This is a genomic window from Cryptosporangium japonicum, assembly GCF_039524755.1.
GTDB lineage: Bacteria > Actinomycetota > Actinomycetes > Mycobacteriales > Cryptosporangiaceae > Cryptosporangium > Cryptosporangium japonicum.
The window spans coordinates 18,743-40,696 of sequence record NZ_BAAAGX010000042.1 but is presented as its reverse complement, the minus strand read 5'-3'; the positions used below and the strand labels follow the sequence as shown (position 1 = coordinate 40,696).

23 protein-coding genes and 2 pseudogenes are annotated in these 21,954 nt (G+C 72.0%); 21 read left to right on the top strand and 4 right to left on the bottom strand.

The annotated features are described in order from the left end of the window. Positions 1-103: 103 nt before the first annotated feature. The 5 genes from rpsP to rplS all read left to right on the top strand — a co-directional run bounded on the left by rpsP (position 104) and on the right by rplS (position 2,510). Positions 104-535, top strand: a complete 432-nt coding sequence (gene rpsP, locus ABD437_RS39425; protein ID WP_344654100.1) for a 30S ribosomal protein S16 — start codon at positions 104-106, stop codon at positions 533-535. A 1-nt stretch (position 536) separates the two neighbouring features. Next, positions 537-776 (top strand): RNA-binding protein, encoded by a 240-nt coding sequence (locus ABD437_RS39420; protein WP_035857119.1) that lies wholly within the window; start codon positions 537-539, stop codon positions 774-776. Between the two features lie 4 nt (positions 777-780). Continuing rightward, positions 781-1,287, top strand: coding sequence for a ribosome maturation factor RimM (gene rimM, locus ABD437_RS39415; RefSeq protein WP_344654099.1), 507 nt, complete (start codon positions 781-783; stop codon positions 1,285-1,287). After that, positions 1,284-2,048, top strand: coding sequence for a tRNA (guanosine(37)-N1)-methyltransferase TrmD (trmD, locus tag ABD437_RS39410; protein ID WP_344654098.1), 765 nt, complete (start codon positions 1,284-1,286; stop codon positions 2,046-2,048). The genes rimM and trmD overlap by 4 nt, the downstream gene beginning before the upstream one ends. A gap of 105 nt (positions 2,049-2,153) precedes the next feature. Then, positions 2,154-2,510, top strand: coding sequence for a 50S ribosomal protein L19 (gene rplS / locus ABD437_RS39405; RefSeq protein ID WP_035868675.1), 357 nt, complete (start codon positions 2,154-2,156; stop codon positions 2,508-2,510). A gap of 147 nt (positions 2,511-2,657) precedes the next feature. On the opposite strand, the gene ABD437_RS43210 is transcribed toward rplS, so the two are convergent. Next, positions 2,658-3,233 (bottom strand): pentapeptide repeat-containing protein, encoded by a 576-nt coding sequence (locus tag ABD437_RS43210; protein ID WP_425558357.1) that lies wholly within the window; start codon positions 3,231-3,233, stop codon positions 2,658-2,660. On the opposite strand from ABD437_RS43210, the gene lepB (ABD437_RS39400) reads away from it, so the two are divergent. Genes lepB (ABD437_RS39400) through ABD437_RS39370 form a run of 7 tightly spaced genes read left to right on the top strand, consistent with a single transcriptional unit; the run spans position 3,168 to position 7,371 of the window. After that, entirely contained in the window at positions 3,168-4,286 is a 1,119-nt protein-coding gene (gene lepB, locus ABD437_RS39400; RefSeq protein WP_425558356.1) for a signal peptidase I, read from the top strand. The genes ABD437_RS43210 and lepB (ABD437_RS39400) overlap by 66 nt on opposite strands. Continuing rightward, positions 4,283-4,903, top strand: coding sequence for a signal peptidase I (gene lepB, locus ABD437_RS39395; RefSeq protein ID WP_344654096.1), 621 nt, complete (start codon positions 4,283-4,285; stop codon positions 4,901-4,903). The genes lepB (ABD437_RS39400) and lepB (ABD437_RS39395) overlap by 4 nt, the downstream gene beginning before the upstream one ends. Then, entirely contained in the window at positions 4,896-5,450 is a 555-nt protein-coding gene (locus ABD437_RS39390) for an NUDIX domain-containing protein (RefSeq protein ID WP_344654095.1), read from the top strand. The genes lepB (ABD437_RS39395) and ABD437_RS39390 overlap by 8 nt, the downstream gene beginning before the upstream one ends. Positions 5,451-5,497: 47 nt before the next feature. Beyond that, positions 5,498-5,956 carry an NUDIX hydrolase gene (locus ABD437_RS39385; RefSeq protein WP_344654094.1) on the top strand — a complete coding sequence of 153 codons (459 nt, stop codon included), beginning with the start codon at positions 5,498-5,500 and terminating at the stop codon, positions 5,954-5,956. Position 5,957: 1 nt separating this feature from the next. Further along, positions 5,958-6,674 carry a ribonuclease HII gene (locus ABD437_RS39380; RefSeq protein WP_344654093.1) on the top strand — a complete coding sequence of 239 codons (717 nt, stop codon included), beginning with the start codon at positions 5,958-5,960 and terminating at the stop codon, positions 6,672-6,674. Beyond that, on the top strand, positions 6,671-6,994 hold the full coding sequence (locus ABD437_RS39375) for a DUF2469 domain-containing protein (RefSeq protein WP_035868667.1): 324 nt from the start codon (positions 6,671-6,673) through the stop codon (positions 6,992-6,994). Before ABD437_RS39380 ends, ABD437_RS39375 begins: the two co-directional genes overlap by 4 nt. Positions 6,995-7,020: 26 nt before the next feature. Next, positions 7,021-7,371 (top strand): hypothetical protein, encoded by a 351-nt coding sequence (locus tag ABD437_RS39370; protein WP_344654092.1) that lies wholly within the window; start codon positions 7,021-7,023, stop codon positions 7,369-7,371. A 1-nt stretch (position 7,372) separates the two neighbouring features. Here the strand turns inward: ABD437_RS39370 and ABD437_RS39365 are convergent, their stop codons facing one another. Further along, complete coding sequence (locus ABD437_RS39365) at positions 7,373-7,897, bottom strand: hypothetical protein (protein WP_344654091.1); 525 nt, start codon at positions 7,895-7,897, stop codon at positions 7,373-7,375. Between the two features lie 174 nt (positions 7,898-8,071). Here ABD437_RS39365 and ABD437_RS39360 point away from each other — a divergent pair, with 174 nt between their 5' ends. From ABD437_RS39360 to ABD437_RS39340, 6 genes and pseudogenes are all read left to right on the top strand, one after another. After that, positions 8,072-8,428: a YraN family protein gene (locus ABD437_RS39360; RefSeq protein ID WP_344654090.1), complete on the top strand. Its 357-nt coding sequence runs from the start codon at positions 8,072-8,074 to the stop codon at positions 8,426-8,428. Beyond that, positions 8,428-9,975 carry a YifB family Mg chelatase-like AAA ATPase gene (locus tag ABD437_RS39355; RefSeq protein ID WP_344654089.1) on the top strand — a complete coding sequence of 516 codons (1,548 nt, stop codon included), beginning with the start codon at positions 8,428-8,430 and terminating at the stop codon, positions 9,973-9,975. The genes ABD437_RS39360 and ABD437_RS39355 overlap by 1 nt, the downstream gene beginning before the upstream one ends. Beyond that, on the top strand, positions 9,972-11,276 hold the full coding sequence (dprA, locus tag ABD437_RS39350; RefSeq protein ID WP_344654088.1) for a DNA-processing protein DprA: 1,305 nt from the start codon (positions 9,972-9,974) through the stop codon (positions 11,274-11,276). The genes ABD437_RS39355 and dprA overlap by 4 nt, the downstream gene beginning before the upstream one ends. A 608-nt stretch (positions 11,277-11,884) precedes the next feature. After that, positions 11,885-12,298, top strand: a pseudogene (locus tag ABD437_RS43205) (site-specific integrase); the annotation flags it as partial. 678 nt (positions 12,299-12,976) lie between these two features. Then, a pseudogene (locus tag ABD437_RS39345) lies at positions 12,977-13,474 on the top strand (tyrosine-type recombinase/integrase); the annotation flags it as partial. 473 nt (positions 13,475-13,947) lie between these two features. Beyond that, the gene (locus tag ABD437_RS39340) at positions 13,948-14,607 is read left to right on the top strand and encodes a M15 family metallopeptidase (RefSeq protein WP_344654087.1); all 660 of its coding nucleotides are present in this window, start codon (positions 13,948-13,950) and stop codon (positions 14,605-14,607) included. A gap of 67 nt (positions 14,608-14,674) precedes the next feature. On the opposite strand, the gene ABD437_RS39335 is transcribed toward ABD437_RS39340, so the two are convergent. Together ABD437_RS39335 and ABD437_RS39330 are read right to left on the bottom strand one after the other, a co-directional pair. Further along, positions 14,675-15,370: a murein hydrolase activator EnvC family protein gene (locus ABD437_RS39335; RefSeq protein ID WP_344654086.1), complete on the bottom strand. Its 696-nt coding sequence runs from the start codon at positions 15,368-15,370 to the stop codon at positions 14,675-14,677. Between the two features lie 66 nt (positions 15,371-15,436). Then, complete coding sequence (locus ABD437_RS39330) at positions 15,437-16,654, bottom strand: pyridoxal phosphate-dependent aminotransferase (RefSeq protein ID WP_344654208.1); 1,218 nt, start codon at positions 16,652-16,654, stop codon at positions 15,437-15,439. Positions 16,655-18,586: 1,932 nt separating this feature from the next. Between ABD437_RS39330 and ABD437_RS39325 the strand changes: the two genes are divergently transcribed. The 3 genes from ABD437_RS39325 (at position 18,587) to tsf (ending at position 21,893) form a co-directional block, all read left to right on the top strand. After that, complete coding sequence (locus tag ABD437_RS39325; RefSeq protein WP_344654085.1) at positions 18,587-19,594, top strand: hypothetical protein; 1,008 nt, start codon at positions 18,587-18,589, stop codon at positions 19,592-19,594. 405 nt (positions 19,595-19,999) lie between these two features. After that, positions 20,000-20,866, top strand: coding sequence for a 30S ribosomal protein S2 (gene rpsB / locus ABD437_RS39320; RefSeq protein WP_344654084.1), 867 nt, complete (start codon positions 20,000-20,002; stop codon positions 20,864-20,866). Between the two features lie 205 nt (positions 20,867-21,071). Further along, positions 21,072-21,893 carry a translation elongation factor Ts gene (gene tsf, locus ABD437_RS39315; RefSeq protein ID WP_344654083.1) on the top strand — a complete coding sequence of 274 codons (822 nt, stop codon included), beginning with the start codon at positions 21,072-21,074 and terminating at the stop codon, positions 21,891-21,893. The last annotated feature ends 61 nt before the right edge of the window (positions 21,894-21,954 follow it).

Genomic DNA, 21,954 nt, shown 5'->3' with positions numbered 1-21,954 from the left:
CTCTATCCCACCCACGGTGTTCGGTCCGCCGGGTCGGCGCACCATCGTCCCCACGTGGCGTCGGCGGCCCACTTCGTACCGAAACCCAGGAGCATCCACACCAGTGGCCACCAAGATCAAGTTGCTGCGTCTCGGCAAGATTCGCGCGCCGCACTACCGCATCGTCGTCGCCGACGCCCGCACCAAGCGTGACGGGCGCGTCATCGAGACGATCGGCAAGTACCACCCGAAGGAAGACCCGAGCTTCATCGAGGTCGACGGCGAGCGGGCGCAGTACTGGCTCGGCGTCGGCGCCCAGCCCACCGAGGCGGTCGCGGCGATCCTCCGCGTCACCGGTGACTGGCAGAAGCACAAGGGCGAGCCGGCTCCGCCTCCCATGAAGGTCGCGGCGCCCAAGCGCGACAAGAAGGAGCTCTTCAACGAGGTTGCTCGCGCCTCCGCCGACGGTGCGCCGGTCGCGGACGCGACCACCCCGAAGAAGAAGGCCGCGAAGAAGGCCGACGCCACCGAGGCCCCGGCCGCGTCGGAGTCCTGACGTGGTCTTGCCCGCAGCGCTGGAACACCTCGTCCGCGGCATCGTGGACAACCCGGACGACGTCCGGGTCGACCTGGTGCACGGCCGTCGCGGCAAGGTGCTCGAGGTCCGGGTCCACCCGGAGGATCTCGGCAAGGTGATCGGCCGGGGCGGCCGCACCGCGAAGGCCCTGCGTCAGGTGGTCACCGGTATCGGTGGCCGCGGCGTCCGGGTCGACGTGGTCGAAACCGACGTGCGCTGACACCATGCAGCTCGTAGTGGGGCGGATCGGGCGTGCCCACGGCATCCGTGGGGACGTCCTGGTCGAGGTACGGACGGACGAGCCGGACGAGCGGTTCGCGGTGGGGTCGGTGCTGGTCACCGACCCTGCCGACGCCGGTCCGCTCACGGTGGACGACGCGCGCTGGCACTCCGGCAAGCTCGTCGTCCGCTTCGCGTCGGTCCAGGACCGCAACGACGCCGAGAAGCTGCGCGGGTTGCTGCTCGTCGTCGACTCCGACGACCTCCCGCCGTCCGACGATCCCGACGAGTTTCACGACTACGAGCTCGTGGGGCTGGCGGTGGTCGGCACGGACGGGGCGTCGTTCGGGTCGGTGGTCGACGTGGTGCACTCCGCCGCCGGAGAGCTCCTGGTGTTCAAGTACCAGGGCGCCGAGCGGCTGGTGCCGTTCGTCCGTGAGTTCGTGCCGACCGTCGACGTGGCCGGTGGCCGGGTCGTCATCGATCCGCCGGAGGGGCTGTTCGAGCTGTGAGGATCGACGTGGTTTCGATCTTCCCGGCCTACCTCGCCCCGCTGCGCGAGTCGCTGATCGGCAAGGCCGTCGACCGGGGTCTCATCGAGCTCGGTGTGCACGACCTGCGGCAGTGGACGCACGACGTCCACCGCACGGTGGACGACTCCCCGTACGGGGGTGGCCCGGGCATGCTCATGCGGCCGGAACCGTGGGGGCAGGCGCTGGACACGTTGGCGCCGGCGTCCGGGGCCCAGCCGCGGCTGGTGGTGCCGACCCCGGCCGGGCGCCCGTTCACGCAGGCGCTCGCGCACGAGCTCGCTCGTGAGCCGTGGTTGATGTTCGCGTGCGGACGCTACGAGGGCATCGATTCGCGGGTCGTCGACGACGCGGCCGACCGGATGGTGGTCGACGAGGTCAGCCTCGGCGACTACGTGCTGGCCGGCGGCGAGGTGGCCGTGCTGGTGATCGTGGAAGCGGTCGGCCGGCTGCTGCCGGGCGTGCTCGGGAACGTGGCCTCGCACGAGCAGGACTCGTTCTCCGACGGCCTGCTGGAGGGTCCGGCCTACACGCGTCCGGAGGTGTGGCGGGACCGTCCGGTGCCCGACGTCCTGCTGTCCGGGCACCACGCGGCGATCGCGCGGTGGCGGCGGGACGAGTCGCTGCGCCGCACGCTGGCCCGGCGTCCGGAATTGCTTTCCACGGTGGCGCTGGACAAGGCCGATGCGAAGGTGCTCGCGGAGGCCGGGTTTCCGGTTACTCCGAAAGATGTGGCACAGTAGGAGAGTTGCCGCTGACGTGTTCAGCGTGCCTGATTTCTTACCGCCTACGTTCCCGCCACGCGGGTGCAGGCAGGCGGTCCGACGACGAGGAAAGTGAAGACCGCGATGAACACCCTGGATGAGCTGGACGCCGCTAGCCTGCGTTCCGACATCCCGGCCTTCCGGCCCGGCGACACCCTGAAGGTGCACGTCCGGGTCGTCGAGGGCAACCGGTCCCGCATCCAGGTCTTCCAGGGTGCGGTCATCCGTCGGCAGGGCACCGGCTCCCGCGAGACCTTCACGGTCCGCAAGGTGAGCTTCGGCGTCGGCGTCGAGCGGACGTTCCCGGTGCACACGCCGGTGATCGAGAAGATCGAGGTCGTGACCCGCGGTGACGTGCGTCGCGCCAAGCTCTACTACCTCCGTGGTCTGCGCGGCAAGGCCGCCAAGATCAAGGAGAAGCGTGAGACCACGGCCGGCTGAGCCGGCTGCGTCTACGCTTAGCGCGTGACAGCACCCGAGAGGTTCGGTCGCTCCGATCAGGGAGCGGCTGAACCGACGGGTCTCGACGAGTTGGCGCGTCGCCGGCTCGCACGTCGGCAGCGCGCTGATCCGGCGTCGGCATCTGCTTCACCTCTGGACGGCTCGGGCTCGCTCATCCTGCCCGGCCGTCCAGTGCCGTCTGCGCGTCCTCCCGCGGACGGCGGCGCGGAGAGCGGCGAACTTTACGACGGTTCGGGCCGTGATTCCGGTGTGGCACGAATGGGTGGCGTCGAACAGGTACCCGTCGACCGTTACGGTCGGCCGGTTCGGGGTCGGTTGCTCCCGACGGACGGGGAGCCGCGCCCTCCGGCGGGGGAGCGCCGCGATCCGCGTTCTGCTGATCCCCGGTTCGCCGAACCGCGCTTTGTCGATCCGCGTGCTGCGGAGACTCGGGCGGGGGAGATTCGCGCCGCGGATATCCGGGCGGCGGAGGCTCGCGCGGCTGAGTTGCGCGCGGCTGAGATGCGTGCGGCGGAGATGCGCGCGGCCGAGGCGCGTGCGGCCAAGGCCCGTGCGGCGGAGATGCGTGCGGCACAGGCTCGTGCGGCTGAGTTGCGTGCGGCTGAGTTGCGTGCGGCTGAGTTGCGTGCGGCGGAGATGCGTGCGGCGGAGGCTCGGGCGCCGTACGGCGACTCCCGGTACGCCGAGGGCGGTTACGCCGATCCGCGGACCGTGGGCCCACGGTCGGTCGACCCCCGGAGCGCGGATCCCCGCGACGCCTACGGCGACCCCGGAACGCGGTACGCCGAGGAACAGCGCTACGCCGCCGAGGACGACTCGGCCTACTACCGCAAGACCTACGGCAGCGACCGGGCGTCGAGCACCGACCGCTCCGCCGGCCGCCACCGCGCCGGCGCCCGCCCCTACGCACGCGCCTCCACCAGCTCGCGCCGCCGCACCCTGCCCCTCTGGCAGGAGATCCCCCTCCTGCTGATCATCGCGTTCGTCCTCGCGACCGTGATCAAGACCTTCGTCGTCCAGGCGTTCTACATCCCCTCCGGGTCGATGGAACAGACGCTGCTGGTCAGTGACCGCGTCCTGGTCAACAAGTTCGTCTACGACACGCGTGACCCCCGCCGCGGCGAGGTCGTGGTCTTCCGCGGCACCGACTCGTGGGTCCCCGAGAACGGCGTCCAGCAGAACACCGGCACGCTCGCCACCGCCGGCCGGATGCTCGGCGGCCTGATCGGCGCCGCTCCGCCGGACGAGAAGGACTTCGTCAAGCGCATCATCGGCGTCGGCGGTGACGTGGTGCAGTGCTGCGACAAGGACGGCCGGGTCGAGGTCAACGGCACGCCGCTCGTCGAGCCGTACATCTTCGAGGACGACCCGATCAACGAGCGCCCGTTCGGCCCGGTGACGGTGCCCGAGGGTCGCCTGTTCATGATGGGCGACCACCGGTCCCGGTCGGCGGACTCGCGGGTGTACCTCAACGACCAGTGGCGGGGAACCATCCCGGTCGAGGCCGTGATCGGCCAGGCCTACGCGACGGCGTGGCCGGTGTCGCGATGGGGTCTGCTGCCGGAACCGGATACGTTCAGCAACGTGCCGACTGCATTGGGTGAGAAACCCCACATCCGGGCGAGCCCGGCCGGGGCGACCGCGATTGTGGTGCTTCCCGTCCTGTTCGGGCCCTTCGGGTTGCTCTGGTCCCGACGTGCCCCCAGGTGGCTGTTGCGCCCAGATTCGCGTCGACGCCGTAGGCTGCGCTGGTGATGCCCGAGACCTCCCGTCGGAAACAGCGATCCTTCTGGGTCGAGCTCCCGATCCTCCTCCTCGTAGCGGTCATCGTCGCCGTGCTGGTTCGGACGTTCCTGGTACAGACGTTCTACATCCCGTCCGGGTCGATGGAGACCACGCTCCTCATCAACGACCGCGTGCTGGTCAACAAGATGGTCTATCGCTTCCGGGAGCCACGCCGGGGCGAGGTGGTCGTCTTCGTGCCGCCCAAGCAGTGGGACGCCGGCCCGGCCAAGGACGACTACATCAAGCGCGTCGTCGGTGTGGGTGGCGACAACGTCGTCTGCTGCGACTCCGCCGGGCGGATCACGATCAACGGCAAGGTGCTGGAGGAGGACTACCTCTTCGAGGACGACGTCCCGTCCGCGCAGCCGTTCGACGTCTCCGTCCCCACCGGCCGGCTGTTCGTGATGGGCGACCACCGGTCGTCGTCCGCGGACTCGCGGTACCACACCGACTACCAGTTCGGCACGATCCCCGTCGACGCCGTCGTCGGCCGGGCCTTCGTGATCTTCTGGCCGTTCAGTCACGTCGGAACGCTGTCGGTGCCGAAGGGGTACGAGGCGATCCCGGCGCCGTCGTCGGGTGGCTGACGCCTCCTGGGAGTCGCCGCTCGCGCCGGGCCGTGAGGAACCGCCCGGTGCGCCACCGCGTCCGTGGCGGCTCTCCGGGCGGCTGCTGGTCCTCGACCCCGCCGACCGGCTGCTGCTCATCCGCGCCCGGGATCCGGAGTACCCGGAGCTCGGGGAGTGGTGGGAGGTTCCGGGCGGCGGTGTCGACCCGGGCGAGGACACGGTCGCGGCGGCGTTGCGCGAGGTGCGCGAAGAGACCGGTGTGGTGGTCGCGGGGTCGGCCGTGGTCCCGGCCGCGGTGTGGTGGTCGGAAGTGACGTACCTGTGGCTCGGGCAGCGGCGCTGGTCGCGCCAGGCGGTCCACCTCGCCTGCCCGACGGTCACGCCGGACGTGGTCGCCGAACTCGAGTACACGCCCGACGAGGGCGCCACGTTCCTCGGGGCCGACTGGATCCCGGTCTCGGAGCTGGACCAGCTTCCGCGGACATTTCCTGACGGACTCGCCCAGACGCTGCCTCGTCTGCGGGCCGGAGACCACGTCGACACCGGCTTCGCGGTCTGGTGCTGAGGCCTCGGCCGCAGGGAAGCGCCGGCAGCGGATACGCTCGGCAACCGATGACTGAAGTGAGCGCACGGCGGGCCGCCCGGGTTCTGGTACTCGACGGCAGCACGGTGCTGTTGTTCCGCTGCAGCAGCGCACACCGTCCCGAGGACGGGCCCTGGTGGATCACGCCGGGCGGTGGCCTGGAGGCCGACGAGGACCTGCGTGCCGGCGCGGTGCGCGAACTCGCCGAGGAGACCGGTCTGGTCGTGGCCCCGGCCGACTTCGAGGGTCCGGTCTTCGAGGAAGTGGTCGAGTACCCCACCTCGACCGGCACCCAGCGTCAGACCCAGCAGTACCTGGTGCTCCGGCGGGGCGGGTTCGAGATCGACCGCCACGCCCAGACCGACTGGGAACGGCAGTTCATGGGGGAGGCGCGGTGGTGGAGCAGCACGGAACTGCGCGCCGCGACCGAGACGGTCTACCCTCCGAACCTTGCCGACCTGCTCGACGACCTCGTGAAGGAGGCGTGACGTGCTCGTCCCCCCGCGCGCGGTGGTCCGCCGCGACGGTGGTCTGTACGCCCTCGAACGGACGCTGCGCCGCCGCGGTTTCGCGCGTGTCGCCGGCGCCGACGAGGCCGGACGCGGTGCCTGCGCCGGTCCGCTCGTGGTCGCGGCGGCCGTGCTGCCGGCGAGTCCGCGCGGTGAGGTACCCGGCCTGGCCGACTCCAAGCTGCTCACCGCGGCCGCCCGCGACCGCGTCTACGACGAGGTGATCAAGCGGGCCGAGGCGTACTCGGTGGTGATCGTGCCGGCGGCCGAGGTGGACGCCCGCGGACTGCACCGCAGCAACGTCGACGCGATGCGCCGGGCCCTCGAGCAGCTGACGGTACGACCGGATTACATGCTCACCGACGGTTTCGGTGTCGCCGGCCTGGGCCTGCCCGGACTGGCGGTCTGGAAGGGAGACCGGGTGGCGGCGTGCATCGCGGCCGCCTCGGTATTGGCGAAAGTCACCAGGGACCGGATCATGACCACCCTGCACGAAACTTATCCGTGTTACGACTTCGCCCAGCACAAGGGATATGTGACCGCGGCGCACGCCGAGGCGCTGGCCGCGCACGGTCCCTGCCCGGAGCACCGGATGTCGTACGCGAACGTGGCGGCGGCGGTGGCGCCCCGAAGTGGGGCTGAGGCCTTGGTGCCGGTGGCGGTGAGCCACAATGGTCAGGTGGAGGACGAGGTATGAGCGCTGAGGATCTCGAAAAGTACGAGACCGAGATGGAGCTGCAGCTCTATCGCGAGTACCGGGACATCGTCCGGCAGTTCTCCTACGTCGTGGAGACCGAGCGTCGCTTCTACCTGGCGAACTCGGTCGACCTGCAGGTCCGCAACGCCGACGGCGAGGTGTACTTCGAGGTCGCGATGTCCGACGCGTGGGTCTGGGACATGTACCGGCCGGCCCGGTTCGTGAAGAACGTCCGGGTCGTGACGTTCAAGGACGTCAACGTCGAGGAGCTCGACAAGCCCGACATCTCGCTGCCCGGGAACGGCTCGTTCGGTTCGTGACGGGTCGTCCGGGGTAGGTCTGGCCCATGGATCATTCGAGTACGGACCGGCAGGCTCCGGACGAGAACGTGCCCGACCGCAACCCGGTGGCGGATCCGCTGGACCCGGCCGCGCGTGTGCGGGTCGGGGATCTTCCGCCGACGATGCCCGCGGAGGCCCGCACCGGGTGCGACGAGAAGCCGGCGCCGGAGGACTACCCGGCCTCCGGCGAGGGCGGCGTGCCGGCCGGCACCGCGCCGGAGGTCGAGCCCGCACTGGGCACGTCCGAGTCGATGGCGCCGGTGGACGGCGTGCACACGCCGGACGTCGGGCCCGGCGGGGAGCAGTTCGACACCGACTCCCCGCCGCTGACCCAGCGGCCGGAGGCCGCGCGCTGATTCAGTCCGCCGGCATCTCCAGCGGGGTCGCCAGGTCGGCGTGGGCGTACGTGGCGAACGACTCGTACAGCTCTTCGAACCGGAGCAGCGCGGAGACGAACTCCTGTTCGCGCTCGGAGTCACGCGGCGCGCGCGAGAGCCGCGCCGCGTAGTAGTTCACCGTCGGCACGTGCATGAGCAGGTCGGAGAGCCGCCGGGAGGCTTCGGGGCCGCCGTGGGCCGACACGGCGGCCAGCAGCGGCGCCGAGCGTTCGATGTCCGGCGGCAGGAACTCCGCGTTCTCCCCTCGGCCGACCTTGCCGTACTCCAGCCGGGCCGAGTCGGCGTACTCCAGCGCGGCGGTGTAGGCGTCGCGCCGTTCGTCCTCGCGGGCCAGCAGCACGGCCTGCCGGTGCCCGGCGGTGATCACCTCCGAGATCTGACGATGGCCACGGCGTGCGATACCGATCGCGGTCGCCGCACCTAGCACTGCCACCAGGAGGCACACCCCGGCGACGGTGCCGAGTGAGACCCATTCGTCCGTCATAGTCGGTAAGAGTAATAAGTCGGATCTGTATGTTCGGTGTCCGTACCACCGCCCGGGGTGGCGTGCCGTCGTCCACAGGTCGTCGGGTTGTCCCCAGCGCCGCGTTTTCCGGCGGTTCGGCGTCCGACTCCCGCGCCATTCTGGCCTCCTCACCTGGCGATCAGGAGGCGGCGGATGAGCGCGAAACAAGCGGTCGGTGCGTACGGCGAACGGGTCGCCCTGCGTTACCTCGAGCAGGCCGGCCTGGTCGTGCTCGACCGGAACTGGCGGTGCGCCGCCGGCGAGCTCGACATCGTCGCCCGCGAGGGCGACGCGCTCGTCGTCTGCGAGGTCAAGACCCGGCGCGGCGAACGGCACGGAACCCCGGCCGAGGCGGTGATCGCGGCCAAGGCCGCGCGATTACGCCGGCTGGCCATGCACTGGATCCAAGCGAGCGGCGTCCACCCGGCCACGGTGCGGTTCGACGTGGTGAGCGTCCGGCCGCAGCGCTCCGGCCCCGCTCGGGTCGACCATCTGCGCGGGGCGTTCTGATGGCGGGGTTCGCACGGGCGCTGGCCGTCGGTCTGCAGGGCGTCCACGGGCGTGTCGTGGAGGTCGAGGCCCATCTCGCCCAAGGCCTGCCCGGCCTGGTCATCACCGGCCTGCCCGACGCCGCCGTCACCCAGGCGCGCGACCGGGTGCGCGCCGCCGTGCTCAACTCCGGCCAGCGGTGGCCCGACCAGCGGATCACGGTCGGCCTCGGGCCGGCCTGGCTGCCCAAACACGGCACGAGCTTCGATCTGGCGGTCGCCGCGGCGATCCTCACCGCGGCCGGGGCCACGCCGAGAGTCGCGCTCGAGGGGCTGGTGCTGATCGGCGAGCTGGGCCTCGACGGGGGGCTCCGTCCGGTGCGCGGCATCTTCCCGTCGGTGGTGGCCGGGACGAAGAGCGGGTTGCGCCGGTACGTGGTGCCGGCCGGCAACTGGTCGGAGGCCGCGCTGGCGCCCGGCGCCGAGGTCGTCGGGCGCCGCACGCTGCGCGGGGTCATCGCGCTGCTGCGTGGCGAGGAACCCCCGATCGACGACGCGGCGTCCGCGCCACCACCACCGCGCGCGGCGGTGACACCCGGTGACTCCGAGGGTGATCTGGCCGAGGTGGTCGGGCAGGAGATCGGGCGGCGCGCGGTCGAGGTCGCCGCCGCCGGCGGCCACCACCTGGCGCTGTTCGGGCCGCCCGGCGCGGGCAAGACGATGCTCGCGGAGCGGCTGCCGGGCGTCCTGCCGCCGCTCGACGATCGGTCGGCGGTGGAGGTGACCGCCGTTCACTCGGTGGCCGGTGTGCTCCCGGTCGGCACCGGGCTGGTGCGCCGGGCCCCGTACCAGGCGCCGCACCACACCGCCACCGTGGCCGCGCTGGTCGGCGGGGGCACCGGCCTGGCCCGGCCGGGCGCGATCTCGCTCGCCCACCACGGGGTCCTCTTCCTCGACGAGAGCCCGGAGTTCTCCCCACGAGCCCTGGACGCGCTGCGCCAGCCGGTGGAGCGCGGCGAGGTGCTGCTGGCGCGCACCGGCGGTGCCGTCCGCTACCCGGCCCGGGTCCAGCTCGTCCTCGCGGCGAACCCGTGCCCTTGTGCCTCGGCGGCCGGCGATCGCGCCTGCACCTGCACCCCGAGCGCGCGTCGCCGGTACCTCGGCCGGATCTCCGGCCCGCTGCTCGACCGCATCGACCTGCGTGTCGTGTTGCTGCCCGTCGCGTCGGCCGCGCTGTACGCCTCCCACGACCAGCCCGACTCCACCGCGGTCGTCGCCCAGCGGGTCGTTGCGGCCCGCACCGCCGCGGTCGAGCGCTGGGGCACGGTCGGGTGGTCGTCGAACGCCACCGTGCCCGGCTCGACGCTCCGCGCGCCCGAGTGGCGGCTGCCCCGGCCGGTCACCGCGGCCGCGGCCCGCGCCATCGACACCGGCGAGCTCTCCGCCCGCGGCTACGACCGCGTGCTGCGCATCGCCTGGACGCTGGCCGACCTGGCCGGCCGGTCCGCGCCCGACCACGGCGACGTCAACGAGGCCCTGGAGCTGCGTCGTGGGCTGGTGACGGTATGAGCGACGACACCGAGTGGATCGCCGCCGAGCGGCTCGCCTGGGTGGCGCTGGGGCGCCTCGTCGAACCGGGTCGTCGCTCGGTGCTGGCGGCGATCACCGAGGGCGCGCGGGCCCTGCTGGAGAAGGTGCTCGCCGGTGCGCCCGGCCCGGTGCACCGGAGCATCCGCCAGCGGCTGGCCGGCGTCGATCCGTGGGAGCGCGCCGAGGCCGACCTCGCCGCGGCCGCGCGCGCCGGAGCGAGGGCCGTCACCCCGGTGGACGCCGAGTGGCCGACCGAGGCGTTCGCCGGGCTCGCGCCGCTGGCCGAGGCCGAGCGCATCGACGTGGCCCCGCCGCCGTGCCTCTGGTTGCGGGGGCCACTGGCGTTGACGCACGCGGCCGCCCACGCGGTGTCGATCGTCGGGGCGCGGGCGGCGACGTCGTACGGCAAGCACGTCGCCGGCGAGATCGGCTACGGGCTGGCCGAACGCGGGTGGGTCGTGGTGTCCGGCGGCGCCCACGGCATCGACGGCGCGGCCCACCGCGGGGCTCTGGCCGGCGGCGGGCCGACGGTCGCGGTCGTGGCCGGCGGCGTCGACGTGCCCTACCCGCTCGCCCACGCCGGGCTCCTCGACCGCATCGCCGAGGAGGGTCTGCTGGTCAGCGAGGTCCCGCTGGGCGAGTCGCCGCAACGGCACCGCTTCCTCTCACGCAACCGGCTGATCGCGGCGCTCGGCGCCGGCCTGGTGGTGGTGGAGGCCGGCGCCCGGTCCGGCACCAGCGTCACCGCCGAGCGCGCGCACCAGCTCGACCGGCCCCTGCTGGCCGTACCCGGCCCGGTGACGTCCGCCCTCTCCGTGGGCACGCACCGGCTGATCCGCGACTTCGGCGCGACGCTGGCCACCAGCGCCGACGACGTCCTCGAAACGATCGGCCCGATCGGCGTGAGTCCCTCGGCCGTGCAGGCCCTGGCCGCCGGCGGGTACCGGGCCGGCCGGGACCCGGCGGAGTGGGATGCGTCGCTGCCCGGCGGGAGCGACCACCCGAGCCGGGAGGCGCTCCCGACCGCGCTGCGATCGGTGCTGGAGGCCGTCCCAGCCGGCCGCGTGGTCACGATCGAGGACGTCGCCCTAGCCGCCCGCCTACCCCCGACGGAGGTCAGACGCGCCCTACCCGACCTGCGAATGCGCGGTTTCGTCCGAGCGGTGGAGGGCGGATACCGCCTCACCGAGGCCGGCCTGGGCCCACCGACGTTCGCCGACCTCCACCACCCGGAGGATGTCCCCACATTCATCGATCCGGCACCACCAGGCTTCACCTGACCTCCAAGCGCATCGGCTCGGTGCCGCCAGTCCCGGTGACGTTGGGTGGGTGGTGGGGCCGCGCCCGGTCGGTGAGGTAACGCCGGGTTGTGGAGCCGCGCCGGTCGATGGGCAGGCGCTGGTCGGGTTGGGGTGGCACCGGGTGGGCAGGCGCTAGTTGGGCTGGAACCGTTAGTTGGGCTGAGGAGGGCCGCCAGTGGGCGTGAGGACGCTGGTTGGGTCGAGGGCCGCCAATTGGGCCTGGCGCCGCTAGGTGGGCCTGGGTGCGCTGGTTGCGCTGGTTGGGCGGGCGGCGCTGGTTGGGCGGGCTGGATGGTTGGGCCGGCTGGATGGTTGGGATTGTGCCGGTTGGTTGGGGCGGTCGGTTAGGTGATGCCGATCGGGTGGGTGCCTGGCGGGAGTGATGCCGGTGGGTCCGATCGGGAGGTGGGCCTAGTTGGGGTGCGCACTTGGTTGGGGTGCGCACTTGGTTGGGGTGCGCACTTGGTTGGGGTGCGCACTTGGTTGGGATAGCGCACTTGGTCGTGGTGACGCTGGTTGGCTTTGGTAGTGGCGCCCGCTGGGCGCAGTAGCGCCGGTCAGCGGGCTCGTTCGAGGGGCTTGGTCGGGTGGGCTCGTTCGAGGGGCTTGGTTGGGTGGGTCGCTCGGCCGGGGCGAAAGCCGGCCAAGGCACGGCGGGGCGGCTTGCCCCGCAGCACCCGAGCGGGCACGGTCGAAGCGTGGCTCGATCCCGACCGCGGGTAGCGGCACTCCGCACAGCCCTCCCACCCGCGCTGGCAGAAACGGTCGACGCGTTCGAGACCTACTTGGAGCACGAGCGGAGCCACCCACCCACCACCCTGCGGGCCTACGTAGCCGACGCGGTACTCCTCCTGGACCACCTGACCCGCTCGGGCCACGACCGCTTCGACGCACTCGACCTCTCGTTACTCCGCAGCTGGCTGGCCCGCCAGCGCAGCACCGGCGCCGCGCCCCGCACCCTCGCCCGTCGCGCAGCCGCCGCCAGAGCCCTCACCGCCTGGGCCCAACGCACCGGCCGCCGCCCCGACGACCCCGGCCGCGACCTAGCCAGCCCCAAACTCCCGGCCCACCTACCCCGAGTCCTGGACGTAGCCCAAGCCGCCGCCCTCCTAGACCGAGCCACCCCCGATCAATCCGCCGCCCGAACCGGCTCAACAGACCCGGCGAACGCGAGCCCCACCGGCCCTGCAGACGCAGGTCCCAGCGGTCTCGCGGGTGCAACTTCCACGAGCGCTGCGACCGCGGCTTCCACGGGCGCTGCGACCGCGGCTTCCACGGGCGCTGCGACCGCGGCTTCCATGAGCGCTGCGACCGCGGCTTCCATGAGCGCTGCGACCGCGGCTTCCACGAGCGCTGCAACCGCGGCTTCCACGGGCCGTGCGAACGCGGGCTCCGCGGGCCGTGCGGACGTGGGCTCTGCGCGCCGTGCGAACTCGGGCTCTGCGAACTCGGGCTCTGCGAACTCGGGCTCCGTGGGCTCTGCGAACTCGGACTCCTCTGGCCCCGGGGATGCGGGCGCCACCGACCCTGCGCACGCCGCCCTTCTGGACTCCACCGGCACTGCGGACGCAGCAGCTTTCTCCGACCCCATCGGTCCCGCGGGTACCTCTGCTCTCTCGAACCCCATCGGCCCCGCCGGAACCAAGGGTGCGACCGAGACCAAGGTGGATGCCGCACTGATCCGAGACGCGGTAGTGCTCGAGTTGCTCTACGCCACCGGCGTGCGAGTCAGCGAGCTCTGCGGACTCGATGTGGACGACATCGACCGCGAACGTCGCCTGCTCCGCGTCGTCGGCAAGGGCAACCGGGAACGCACCGTCCCGTACGGAGTCCCGGCCGAACGAGCGATCTCGACCTGGCTCGCACACGGCCGACCAGCACTCGCCACCCCCCGAAGTGGCCCCGCCCTGCTCCTCGGAGTCCGCGGCGGGCGCCTGGACCCCCGCACCGCACGCCAGATCGTCCACGACCGCCTTCGCGACGTGCCCGGCGCACCCGACCTGGGCCCGCACGGCCTCCGCCACACCGCGGCCACACACCTCCTCGCCGGCGGCGCCGACCTCCGCACCGTCCAGGAACTACTCGGCCACGCCACCCTCGCGACCACCCAGATCTACACCCACGTCACCGTCGACCGCCTACGCACCGCCTACCGCCAGGCCCACCCCCGCGCGTAGCGCCCTCCATCCCGCGAAGCACTCCGGCGCTGTGCGTCGTGCCCTTGCCGCAGTGTGGGCTCATGCTGCGGGGCCTGACCGTGCTCGGAGGGGGCGGCGTTGAGGGCGGGTGGCGCGGCGGTGCCGCCCTGGCCTTTGTGGCGTGTCCGGGAGGCAGCTAGCTCTTCCGGCTCGGCCGGGCACGAGGCAGTCGACCTCCGTGGTGGCTTGCCCGGCGAGGGGGCGGTTCGAGGGGCGGGGTTGGCCGGTGACCGGACTGGGCTATGCGGTGGCTGGATTTTGAGGCGGGCTGCCTCTGTGGCTGGCGTGTTGGGCGGGTTGGCCTGTGCTGTGGGGTCAGGCCCTGAGCTGTGAGACCGACCGGGCTGAAAAAGAGTTGGCTGCGAGGCGGGGTTGGCTATGGGTCGGGTGGATGTGCGCGGGGCCTGGCCCTCGTGCGGTGAGGGCTGCGAGGGTCGGATTAGTGTGGGGGCGTGACCAGTGACTTCGTGCTGCTGAGCGACCCGGTGATCGCGGCGGTCGAGACCTCCGAGTGCGGCGAACCCGCGGTCGACGCTGCCGGGCTTCGTGTCGACCGGCGCGAGGCGCGGTACAACCCGCTTCTGCATTTTGTCCGCTCCGGGCTGTACGAGCGCCTGCTGCGCGCCGAGGAGGGCCTGCCGAACGGTGTGCGCCTGTTGCTCGTGGAGGGGTATCGGCCGCCTGCGGTGCAGCTGCAGCAGTTCATGGCCTACGTCGACGTTCTGCGTGGGCGTCACCCCGACTGGACGGCCGAGTTGCTCCGGCGCGAGGCGTCGCGCTTCATCTCGCCGCCCGAGGTGGCTCCGCACTGCACCGGCGGGGCGATCGACCTGACGCTGTGTTCGGACGACGGTGTCGAGCTCGACATGGGTACCGAGGTGAACGCGAGTCCGGTCGCCAGTGCGAACCGCTGCTACACGGGTGCGCCCGACATCCCGGCCGAGGCGGCGGCGAACCGACGCCTACTCGTGGACGCCTTGACCCGCGCCGGGCTGGTGAACTACCCGACCGAGTGGTGGCACTGGTCGTTCGGCGAGCGGTACTGGGCCTACAGCACCGGCTCCCAGGCCCGCTACGCCCCGCTGAGCACTGACCAGATCATCACGGGCTGACACCCCGTTCGACCTGGCATCGCGTTCCGCCCGGCGCGGGAGCGTCATGCCGATGCGCGGCGGTCGGTCAGGGGTCGGGGTAGAGGCGTACGGCGGTGGGGCGGAGGAGGGTCAGGGGATCGACGTACTGGTCGGCGAGGATCAGGCCCCAGTGCAGGCATGACTCGGCGGGGCAGGCCAGGTGGGTTCCGTCCAGTCGCCCTAGGGGAGCTCCGGGGGCCACTCGATCGCCTGGGTGGACGGAGGCGCGTACCGGCTCGTAGGTCGTGCGGTGGCCGGCGTCGTGCGTGATGCTTACGACACCCCGGCCGCCCACTGGGCCTGCGAAACGGACCACGCCCGGACCGGCGGCGCGCACCAGGGCTCCGGGGTTCGCGGCCAGGTCCACGCCGCGGTGGCCAGCTGCGTACGGGCCGGCTGGAGGGTCGAATCGGCGGACGACCCGCACCGGTCCGTCCAGGGGCCAGCGCCAACTGACCTCGGTGTCAGGTGCGGCCGCCAGTGCGGCCTGGCGGTGCTCGGGTGCCGCTGCTCTCGCTGCCGCCGAGAGGAGGGTGGGTGCGGCTCGTGACGGCTGGTGGGCAGTTGGTGGATGGTGCTGGGGGGCGGCTCGTGCGGATATCGCGCTGGTGGGTGTGAGGGGCCGCGTGGACGTGGGGGCGATCAAGGTGGCGGCTAGGAGCAGGCACGCGAGCAGGGATGCCACGGGGAGGACATCATGCGGGCGGCGGCCGGCTGGGTCGGCGTCGATCTGATAAGGCATGAAGGCGAGGGTGGTCGCTTTCGCCCGCCCTCGCCAGCTGCCGTCGGCAGCCTGTGGAAAACCCGGTCAGCGCGCCCAGGCGCCGGGCTGTTCGGCGGTGCCGGGCATGCGTCGCGGAGCCGGTTCGACGACCGGGCCGCCGTCGCGGAGCCGCTCGAGGCGGCGGACGGCCTCGTGGAGGACGTCGTCCTGCTTGCAGAACGCGAAGCGCACCAGGGACGCGCCGGGGACCACGTCGTGGGCCTCTTGGTCGTAGAAGACGCCGACCGGAACGGCCACCACACCGGCCCGTTCGGGGAGCGCGCGGCAGAACGCGATGCCGTCGACGCCGCCCAGCGGAGCCGCGTCGGCGGTGACGAAGTAGGTGCCGGCAGGGATGTGGACATCGAAACCGGCGGCCACCAGACCCTGGCAGAGTAGGTCCCGCTTGGCGCGCAGGTCGGCGGCGAGGGCCGAGAAGTAGTCGCGGGGGAGGGAGAGCGCGGTGGCGACGGCAGGTTGGAACGGGGCGGCGTTGGTGAAGGTGAGGAACTGCTTCACCCGGGCGACGGCGGCGACCAGATCGGGTGATGCGCAGATCCAGCCGACCTTCCAGCCGGTGGCGCTGAACGTCTTGCCGGCGGACGAGATCGTCACGGTGCGGTCGCGCATGCCCGGCAGCGTGGCCAGGGGGACGTGCTCACCGTGAAAGACGATGTGCTCGTAGACCTCGTCGGTGACCGCGATCAGGTCGTGCTCCACGCAGAGGCGTGCGACCTCGGTGAGCTCCTCGCGGTCGAACACCGCGCCGGTGGGGTTGTGCGGCGAGTTGATCAGGATGACGCGGGTGCGCGGCGTGATCGAGGCGGCGAGCGCGGCGGTGTCGAGGCGGTAGTCCGGCGGGCGGAGGGTCACCGGGCGGCGGACGGCGCCGGCGAGCGCGATGACGGCGGCGTAGGAGTCGTAGTACGGCTCGACGCAGAGCACCTCGTCGCCGGGCTCGCAGAGGCCGAGCAGGGTGGCGGCGATCGCCTCGGTGGCACCGGCGGTGACCAGCACTTCGGTGTCGGGGTTGTAGTCGAGGCCGTACCAGTCGCCCTGGTGGCGGGCGATCGCGCTGCGCAGGTCGGGGGTTCCGGAGCCCGGCGCGTACTGGTTCTGCCCGGACTGGATCGCCTTGACGGCGGCGCGCAGCATCGCTCCGGGGCCGTCGGTGTCGGGGAAGCCCTGGCCGAGGTTGATCGCGCCGGTGCGGACGGCGAGCGACGTCATTTCGGTGAAGATCGTGGTGCCGAAGCCGCGCATGCGTGCGATGCCGCGACGGGTCTCCTGCGAGCGGGAAGCCTCACTGTGCGACGTGAGTTCGGAACCAGCGTTGCCGGCAGGGGTCATGACCCCAGACCATAGGCGCTGTCTTTCCTGTTCAGCACATCGGGCGGGGTTTTTGGCCCACCATATCTTGACTTAAGGTCCTCCTAAAGCAGGAATCGGCCATCATGAAAGGTGTTAATCGGACGAACCGTATGGCTGGTTGGTGGTGGGGCTTTTCGGGGACGCCGGGTCGGTCATCGGGTTGTGGCTGTCACCTCGGTAACGTCTGCTAAGGCGCGAATCGCGGGTCGCGTCGCAGCGGGAGGAGCTCCGATGGTCGAGAACCCGTCGTTGGCGGACGAGTCGGATCGGGGGTCTTCCCGGGTGCCCGGGCCGGGGGACCGGGGTGACGCGCCGGGGGCTTCGGGAATTGGCGCTGAGAGTGCCGCTCGGGCTTCCGAGGGGTCAGATGGGGTGGCCCCGCGCGGTGAGGGTGGGGACGGGAAAGCGGCGGGGCGTGGGGCGCGGGCTTCGGCTGCGGCGGCTCGGCCTGCGCGGCGGAGTGTGAGTACGGCGTCGGCGGAGCCTCGGAAGGCCGTGCGGAAGGCGGCGCCGGGGCGGTCTCGGGGTGGGGCTGGGGCTGCTGAGGCGGAGGCCTCGAAGGAGGCGCCTGCGGTTCCTCCGGCGCGGAGGCCGCGAGCGGCTCGGAGTTCGTTGTCGGGGGCTTCTGCCGGGGCCGCTGGTGCTGGTGGTTCATCGGATGAGCCGGGTGTCCCGGGTAGGCGTCGTTCGTCGGGTGCGGGGGCAGCTTCTGGTGAGCGTGGCTCGGCGGATACGGGTTCGGTCTCGGGTGAGCGCCGTCTAGCGGCCTCCGCTGGTGAGCGGGGATCGGTGGATGCGTCGGGTGCTCCGGGTGAGCGCTTGTCGGAGTCGCGGGTCGGCTCGGAGCGGCTTGATGGTTCGGAGCTTCCTGAGGGCTCGGAGCTTCCCGAGGGCTCGGAGCTTCCCGAGGGCTCGGCGCGACCTGGTGGCTCGGAGGGTCGGGGTGGCTCCGAGGGTCGGGGTGGCTCGGGCAGTCGAGGGGCCTCGACGGTGGGCGGCTCGGTCGGTGGAGAGGCCGAGGGTGGGTCGGGGACGGATGGCGCGTCGGGTGGTGGGGTTCAGCATCCGGCTGCGTTGGAGTTGATTCAGGCTTATCGGACGCTGGCGGTGCCCAAGGCCATTGCGGCGAAGGCCAAGGCGGCTGGTGGCGCGCCTGGTAGTCCTGCTGCGTCTGCGGCGGTCGGCGAGGGCGCGCGGGCTGGGGACGTCTCTACCGAGGTGAGCTCTGCGGCGGCTAGCGCGGTCTCGGGGGCATCGGCTGGGGAGGGGGCGCTAGCGGGGAGTGGCTCGGCGGCCGTTGAGGGTGGGTCGGCGGTGGGAGGTGCCGGGCCTGTGGCTTCGGCGGATGCATCGCGGGTCGGCTCGGACGCTGCCCCAGTGAGTGCTGCCCCGGCGATAGGGACCTCGGCGAATGTTGCGCCGGCGAATACGGCCCCGGCCAGCGTTGCGCCGCGAAGCATTGCCCCCAGGGACGCTGCTTCGGGTGATGCGGCTTCTGTGGACGCGTCCTCGAAGGCTGCGGCGGGTGCGCGGTCCAGTGCTCCGACGGATGGGGCCGGAAAGTCGGTCGGGGAGATCGCCAGCGCCGACGGGGGAGTGAAGGCCGGGGAAGCGACAACTGTTTCGTTGGCGCCGATCCAGTTGGAGGAACCTCAGGTCGACCCGAGCGGACGGGGTGCGTCCTGGGACGGGGTCGGTGCGCGCTCGGACGGGAACGGTGCGCGCTCGGGCGGGAATGGTGCGACCTCGCACGGGAACGGTGCGACCTCGGCCGAAAATAGCGCGCGCTCGAGCATGGACGGCGCAGAGGAAGTGACGGACGACGTGACTGCGGGTGGAGTCGACCTGGCCTCGGGTGGAGTTGAGGGGCGTTCGCACTGGCCGGAGACCGAGTCGGTCCTGGTCCGGCTCGGGCTGGTCGACAAGGACGGGCGCGTCTTGGAGGCTTCTCGGCCGGTCGAGGCGGGTGAGGCGGCCGACCCCGACGACGAACCGGGTGGGGCGTTTCCGATCGGGTCGGTGCCGCATCCGATCACGATCGCGGAGCCGGTTCCGACGTTCGATGCGCTCGTCGCTCGCACGCGGGCTCGGGTGAAGTCGGGGGACGACACGCAGCGGATGTCGCCGCCCGGGCCGCTCGGGCCTGGGCCGGAGGTGTCGGACTCGGCGGCAGCTACGCCCTCGTTCGGGGCGCGGTTGGTGGCGATGCTTCCGTCTCGGGAGGCTGTGCGGCGGTTCCTGCCCGCGCGGGCGGTCGGGCGGACGGTGGAGCGGGCGGAGGACGCCCCCGGAGATGGTTCGACCGGTTCGGAGCTCGTGAACACGCAGGTGGGGTCCGAGATGAGCGAATCAGCCCTCCCGGAGGCAGGAGACCGCGGCACGCAGGGTGAGATCTCCGGTGCTGGGGGGCCGGTGCCGCTCGAGGTGGCTGCCGCGCGGCCCTACCCGGGTGGATCCGCGCCCGCGCCGGTCGATTCGACCTCCCGCTCCGTCCCCGCGAAGAAGGCGCCGCGGCGGCGGCCGACGCCTGCGCAGTGGCGGTCGGGTGCGCGTACTGCGCTCGTGCTGGTGATGGTGGTGGCTACCGCGGTGCCGGCGGCGGTGGTGAGCTGGCGCTCGGCGTTGGCGGAGGTGCCGGATGCCGGGGGTGCGCTCGGCGGTGGTCTCGGGGTGGTCGGGCTGGTGCTGCTGGCTGTCGGTGTGCTCAAGGGTGCGCGGTCGGGTGTCGCCGGGAGCACCCAGTCGCTGCCCGCTCTTCTGGCCCGGCCCGGTGCGCTTTCCGTGATCGTCGGCATCGCCGTTCTGCTCTGCGCGGCCATCGCCGTCGGCTGACCCGCCCAGCACTCCTCGGACACCCGGTCCCGGAGCGCCGGCCACCCCCACGGCTCGCAACCGGACCCACCCCCACGACACCCCCGCTGACCCGCGTCGACGACCGGGTTCGGCGTTCGGCCCCTACTCCGCGTAGACTTCTGGGCGGCGACCCGCATCAGCGGGTCGACTTCGCGTGCCCACTGCGCGTCCTGCTCCTCCGCTCCGGCGGCAGGGCGGCCTTCCCGCTCCGGCGAGGAGGTGACGAACGCGCGGCGGTCTCCTCGGTCCCCTGCTGGGGGCCATCGACCGTGGGGCACCAGGGCGCCGGGTCTGCCGCAGCGCAGCACCCCGGAGCGACAACCGAGGAAACCGCGGTGCGCCGAACACGTGCGCCGCCTACAAACGGAAGGACGCGCCACACTCATGGCCGTCGTCGGAATGCGCCAGCTCCTCGAGAGCGGCGTGCACTTCGGGCACCAGACCCGACGCTGGAACCCGAAGATGAAGCGCTTCATCCTGACGGAGCGCAACGGCATCTACATCATCGACCTGCAGCAGACGCTCACGTACATCGACAACGCGTACGAGTTCGTCAAGCAGACGGTCGCGCACGGCGGAACGATCCTGTTCATCGGCACCAAGAAGCAGGCCCAGGAGGCCATCGCCGAGCAGGCCCGCCGGGTCGGCATGCCGTACGTCAACCAGCGCTGGCTGGGTGGCATGCTCACGAACTTCCAGACCGTGTACAAGCGCCTGCAGCGCCTCAAGGAGCTCGAGATCATCGAGCAGACCGGTGGCGACAACGTGCTCACGAAGAAGGAAGCCCTCGTCCTCAAGCGCGAGAAGGACAAGCTCGAGCGCACGCTCGGCGGTCTTCGCGACATGCAGAAGGTGCCTTCCGCGGTGTGGATCGTCGACACCAAGAAGGAGCACATCGCGGTCGACGAGTCGCGCAAGCTGCACATCCCGATCGTCGCGATCCTCGACACCAACTGCGACCCGGACGAGGTCGACTACAAGATCCCGGGCAACGACGACGCGATCCGTAGCGCCGCTCTGCTCACCCGGGTCGTCGCCGACGCCGTCGCCGAGGGTCTGATCGCCCGCGCCGGTGGCAGCAAGGCCGACGCGAAGCCGGACGCCCCGGCCGAGAACGAGCCGCTGCCCGAGTGGGAGCGCGAGCTGCTCGAGTCGAAGACCGAGGAGCCCGCGGCCGCCGAGGCTCCGGCCGCCGAGGCCGCTGAGGCCCCGGTCGCCGCCGAGCCGGCTCCGGCCAGCACCGAGTCCTGATCACGCGCGGATCCGGGCGGCTACCCGCCCGGATCCGAGCCTCGGGTCCGGACGGCAACCCGCCCGGCCCCCGCGCATCGGTTCCGTCGGTGAACCGCCCCGAACGCCGCGCGTCGGTCAAGACGCCCAGCGGGGAACCGCCGGAGCCCGCGAACACCCCAGGCCCAACGCCGGGCCACAGACTACGGATCTGAGAGAACGGACAATGGCGAACATTTCCGCCGCCGACGTGAAGAAGCTCCGCGACCAGACGGGCGCGGGCATGATGGACGCCAAGAAGGCGCTCACCGAGGCCGATGGCGACTTCGACAAGGCCGTCGAGGTGCTGCGCATCAAGGGTGCGGCCAAGGCCGCCAAGCGCGGTGGCGAGCGCACCGCGGCGAACGGCCTCATCGCCGCCGCCGAGGGCGCGATCATCGAGCTCAACTCCGAGACGGACTTCGTCGCCAAGAACGACGAGTTCCAGACTCTCGCCGCCGACATCGTGGCGCACGCCGCCGCGGCGAAGGTGAGCGACCTGGACGCGCTGCTCGCCGAGAAGCTCAAGGACGGCAAGACCGTCGCCGAGAACATCGAGGCCGCCTCGATCAAGATCGGCGAGAAGCTGGAGCTCCGCCGCGTCGCGGTGCTCGACGGCCAGGTCGCCACCTACATGCACCGCAAGGACCCGTCGCTGCCGCCGCAGGTCGGCGTGCTCGTCGAGTTCAGCGGTGGGGACGTCGAGGTCGCCCGCGGTGCCGCGATGCAGGTCGCCGCGATGCGCCCGCAGTACGTCACCCGCGACGAGGTTCCCAGCGACGTCGTCGAGAACGAGCGTCGTATCGCCGAGGCCACGGCCCGCGAAGAGGGCAAGCCGGAGCAGGCGCTCCCGAAGATCGTCGAGGGCCGGGTGAACGGCTTCTTCAAGGAGAACGTGCTGCTCGAGCAGTCCTCGGTGCAGGACAGCAAGAAGACCGTGAAGGCCCAGCTCGACGGAGCCGGTGTCTCGGTGAGCCGGTTCGTCCGGTTCGAGGTCGGACAGGCCTGACGAGGCCGGCCCACCGGGGCCGGCTCGCGTGTCCAGACGACGCACGAAAGCCGCCGGTGGC